This is a genomic window from Tunicatimonas sp. (assembly GCF_049647865.1).
GTDB lineage: Bacteria > Bacteroidota > Bacteroidia > Cytophagales > Cyclobacteriaceae > Tunicatimonas.
The window spans coordinates 1-4670 of record NZ_JBARYM010000414.1; the positions used below are offsets into that span (position 1 = coordinate 1).

General features: G+C 45.6%; 4 protein-coding genes. 2 read left to right on the plus strand and 2 right to left on the minus strand.

Translation table 11 applies throughout. From position 1 onward, the window contains the following. The first annotated feature begins 392 nt into the window (after positions 1–392). Positions 393–1244 carry an Rpn family recombination-promoting nuclease/putative transposase gene (locus WBA23_RS12400; protein WP_424582597.1) on the plus strand — a complete coding sequence of 284 codons (852 nt, stop codon included), beginning with the start codon at positions 393–395 and terminating at the stop codon, positions 1242–1244. Between the two features lie 214 nt (positions 1245–1458). Next, entirely contained in the window at positions 1459–3051 is a 1593-nt protein-coding gene (locus tag WBA23_RS12405) for a serine hydrolase domain-containing protein (protein ID WP_424582598.1), read from the plus strand. A 184-nt stretch (positions 3052–3235) separates the two neighbouring features. Here WBA23_RS12405 and WBA23_RS12410 read toward each other — a convergent pair whose 3' ends face one another. Further along, complete coding sequence (locus tag WBA23_RS12410) at positions 3236–3916, minus strand: response regulator transcription factor (protein WP_424582599.1); 681 nt, start codon at positions 3914–3916, stop codon at positions 3236–3238. After that, a partial coding sequence (locus tag WBA23_RS12415; protein WP_424582600.1) for a sensor histidine kinase occupies positions 3897–4670 on the minus strand: 774 nt, incomplete at its 5' end. The genes WBA23_RS12415 and WBA23_RS12410, both read right to left, overlap by 20 nt.

Sequence of the window (4670 nt, forward strand, 5' to 3'; positions counted from 1 at the left end):
ACGCTTGCCGAAGTACTTGATCGCGTCCTGACACCGTCAGCACAGTTGCTGGGATGCTTGAATACCTCCTGACAGTGTTGATAGCCCTACTGTAGTACTACACACCTGACTAATTGTATCTAAGCACTAAGTTATCTGTTACCCACGCATCAATGCTCGGATGGATTAAGAAATCAAGTAAAAGTTCTACTATTCGTAGGGGCGCGAGCTAATGTTTACTCGTAGCCATAAATTATCGACGATCTTTTTATACTCAAGGAATAGTCACTATTTTAAGAACGTATAGCATTTGCACACCTACAGTAGGTGTGCAAATGCTACAGTAGCGGCTATACAGTAGTTATGCCCTATGTAAATCGAAAAGAAAAGCACAAAACAGCTATCTTTGAGCTATGGATAGCAAAGAGAGATATATCAACCCATTCACCGACTTTGGATTTAAAAAGCTGTTCGGAACGGAATTTAACAAGGAATTATTGATTGATTTACTGAACCAAGTGCTTGGCGATAGAGAGCGAATTCAGGATTTGACCTATTTAAATACTGAAAATCTAGGTAACACAGAAACAGATCGAAAAGCAATTTTTGATTTGTATTGCGAGAACGAAAAGGGCGAGAAGTTCATCATCGAGCTACAGAATGTGAAGCAACAGTACTTCAAAGATAGAAGCATTTACTACTCCACATTTCCGATACAAAGTCAAGCACCGAAGGGCAGAGAATGGGATTACTATCTGAAAGCTGTCTATACGATTGGAATTTTGAATTTCAGTTTTCCGGATAAAAGTGAGCAGGATAGATTTGTGCGAGAAGTGCAGCTAGTTGATATAGCAACTCAGGAAGTCTTTTACGATAAGTTGATGTTCATTTATCTGGAAATGCCTAAATTCAGAAAAACGGAAGATGAGTTGATCAGTCAATTTGACAAATGGATGTATGTGCTAAAGAACCTGCATCGTTTACAGGATAAACCCGTTAGATTACAGGAGAAGGTGTTTGAAAAGTTGTTTTCAGAAGCCGAGATTGCCAAATTAAATTCAGAAGATATGAAAGCATACGAAGAAAGTTTGAAGGTCTACCGAGACAATTACAGTGTCATTGAGACTGCTAAAAATGAAGGTAAGCAAGAAGGAAAAAATGAGAATAAAGTTGAAACTGCAATTGCGATGAAAAAAGAAGGACTTTCAACTAATCTAATTAATAAAATCACTGGATTACCTAAGGAACAGATAGAAAAACTGTAAACACAGGGCATAACAATGCATAGGCGCTGGCGAAGCCTTCGCCAGCGCCTATGCGAGCCGTTAACCAGCAAAGGCCTAAATTCTCCTTCCTCCAAGTAGAGAAACCGGTCACTTCAGAAATCTCCCCAAATAGCTGAAGTAACCTACCCAGGAATAGGAATTTATCGCCTGGTATCGTAATTAGTGATACTAGTAACCAGCTACTTACCTACCCATGCTTACCAATACCCGATCTATATTTCTGCTCTGTATTTTATTTATGGTGGCCTGCCAGTCACCAGAATCACCCCCTGATGAGACTAGCCCGGTGGGTTCGGTAGAGGCGGTCAGCAGTTTGTACGTTCCACCTACCTTTCAGGATGATAATCGGAAGGAACAGTTGCAGTCTATTGCCCCAAGGTTGAAAGAACTGATGCAGCAGCATGCCGCCGACCGACATATTTCCGGGGTAGCGTGGGGCATTGTGGTGGATGATGAGCTGGTGGTAGCCGATGCCTACGGACTGGCTAATCGGGAAGAAAATATTCCGGCCACGACCTCCTCCGTTTTCCGAATCGCTTCTATGACCAAAAGCTTTACGGCAATGGCGATACTAAAATTGCGGGATGAGGGAAAGCTGTCACTACACGATCCGGTAACCGAATATATTCCCGAAGCAAAGAACCTGGAGTACCTTACCGCCGATGCTCCGGTAATTGATATTGAGAATCTGCTGACCATGACTGCGGGCTTCCCCGAGGATAATCCCTGGGGCGATCGCCAACTGGATGAACCCGAACAAATGCTGCTGAATTTATTGCAGCAAGCCCCGGCGTTTAGCAATGTGCCTGCTTACGAATTCGAGTACAGCAATACCGGGTACGCTACGCTGGGGCTCATCGTGCAGCGGGTATCCGGGCAACCTTTCGGCGATTATATCCGCGAAAATATCTTCCAGCCCTTGGGCATGAGTGATACCTACTGGGAAGTTGACCGGGTGCCCGACGATAAGCTGGTGATTGGCTACCGTTGGGAAGACAGTGAATATAAACTAGAGCCGATGTTGCACCACGGTATTTACGGCGCTATGGGCGGCTTACTCACTACCATTGAAGATTTTAATAAGTATGTCAGCTTTCATTTATCGGCTTGGCCACCTCGCAGTGGAGAAGATGGCGGTCCGGTTAAGCGAAGCACGCTGCGAGAAATGCATACTCCCCAATACGTACGATTGATAGCAAACGCCACCGACTGGAACAACGAAACCTGTCCGGCGATGGTGGGTTATGGTTACGGACTGGGCATTTCGGAAGACTGTAAAGGTACCGTGCAGGTGTCGCACGGGGGAGCACTGCCGGGCTTTGGTAGTAACTATAAATTTTATCCTGCGTTGGGTATTGGCTTTATGGCGTTCGGTAATCGGACTTACACTGCTCCCTGGCCCTGGACCGAAATCTTAAAACTTGTGTTCAATGAGCTTGACCTCCCGCCCCGGGAGCTTCCAGTTTCCGAAACCTTAGCCGAACGGAAAGAAGATGTAGTGCAATTTATTCAGCAGTGGGACGAAGAAACCGAAGAACGACTGCTCGCCGAAAATTTCTACCTGGATCAATCCAAAGAAAGAAGAAAAGAACAGGCAATGAACCTGCTAGATAGTGCCGGAACTATTCAATCAGTGACCGAGCTATCTCCAATGAATCAGTTGCGGGGAAGCTTTAAGATGCAGGGAGAAAAGGGTGATATTCGGGTATTTTTCACGTTAACGCCCGAATCCGATGCCCGCCTACAAGCTTTGTGGTTGGATTTTGAAAGAAATGGTAAGAACTAATTTCGCAGTTAAATTAAGTATCCGACCAAAATAAAATATAAAAACACGTCATTCCGAACGGAATATAGTGCAGTGAATCGGATCCACTGTGGACGCAGTGCCGACGCAGTAATTTCCCGCTTATTGAGCAAGAGACCGCGGCATCGGCCGTCCGACACGCTATCGCTCGCGGTGACGGCAAAAGTTAAGAGAGGTCAACCAATTTGAACCCCTGCCCGTGCACTGTCAAAATCTGTACGTTCTCATCGGGCTTTAGGTACTTGCGTAGCTTGGCAATGTACACGTCCATACTGCGGGCGTTAAAGTAGCTATCGTCACCCCAGACCACTTTTAGGGCTTTAGTGCGGTCTACCGTCTGGTTGATATGCTGGGCAAACAATTTCAGCAACTCTGATTCTTTAGAAGTCAGTTTAACTTCATGGTCGTCGTGCTGAAGAAGGCGTTGTTGATAATCGTAGGCAAATCTTCCAAAAGTAAACTGATTTTGCTCGGTTTCTTCCGGCTGAGATCGCCGTAGTATGGCTTGGATCCTTAGCAGTAGCTCCTCCATGCTGAAGGGCTTGGTTACATAATCATCGGCACCAAGTTTTAGTCCGGCAATGGTATCTTCCTTCATCGACTTGGCCGTTAGGAAGATGATCGGAATCTGGCTATCGCGCTGGCGAATTTCCTCGGCTAAAGTAAACCCATCCATTTTGGGCATCATCACATCCAATACACAGATTGACAAATCGCCAACCCTTTTAAAGGTTGATAGGGCTTCCTCTCCATCGCGGCAAAGAATGGTTTCGTAGCCTTTAGCCGTGAGGTAGTCATTCAAGATCATGCCTAAATTCTGATCGTCTTCAGCCAGTAGTACTTTCATATTCGTGGGGTATGTAAACGGTGAAGGTGCTGCCTTCGCCTAATTTTGATTGTACAGAAACCTGCCCGCCGTGGGCTTCCACAATAGACTGCACATAGGATAACCCTAGTCCGAAGCCCTTCACATCGTGAAGGTTGCCGGTGGGGGCGCGGTAAAACTTGTCAAATACTTTGTTTTGCACTTCCCGGCTCATACCCATGCCCTGATCCTGCACTTCAATCACCAATCCGTTGCGGATGCTTTTGGTCCGAAGCGTTACCTGGGGGGCTTCGGGAGAGTACTTATTAGCATTATCGATCAGGTTAGTCAGTACGTTAGATAGATGGTGCGGATCGGCACAAACCGTTGGTCGGTCAGCCAGTAGCTCCGTATTGAGTACGCCTTCTCTTTTGTTAATAGCCGGGGTAGCATTTTTTTCAACTTTCCAGATAAGTTCGTGCACATTTACTTCTTCCTTTTTCAGGGTGTAATCTTTCTTATCCAGTGAAGCAATTTGGAGCACTCGTTCTACCTGCGAACCCAATCGGGTATTTTCCTCTTTAATAATCCCCAGGTACCGCTGCAAAATATTAGGGTTTTGCGCCATCTGCTCGTCCTGAAGGGCTTCTACCGCCAGCGAAACAGTAGAGATAGGAGTCTTCAGTTCGTGGGTCATATTATTGATAAAGTCAGTTTTCATATCGGACAATTTCTTCTGCCGAAAGATGGTACTGATGGCATAGAAAAAGCAGTACACCACAATACCAGTAAACAA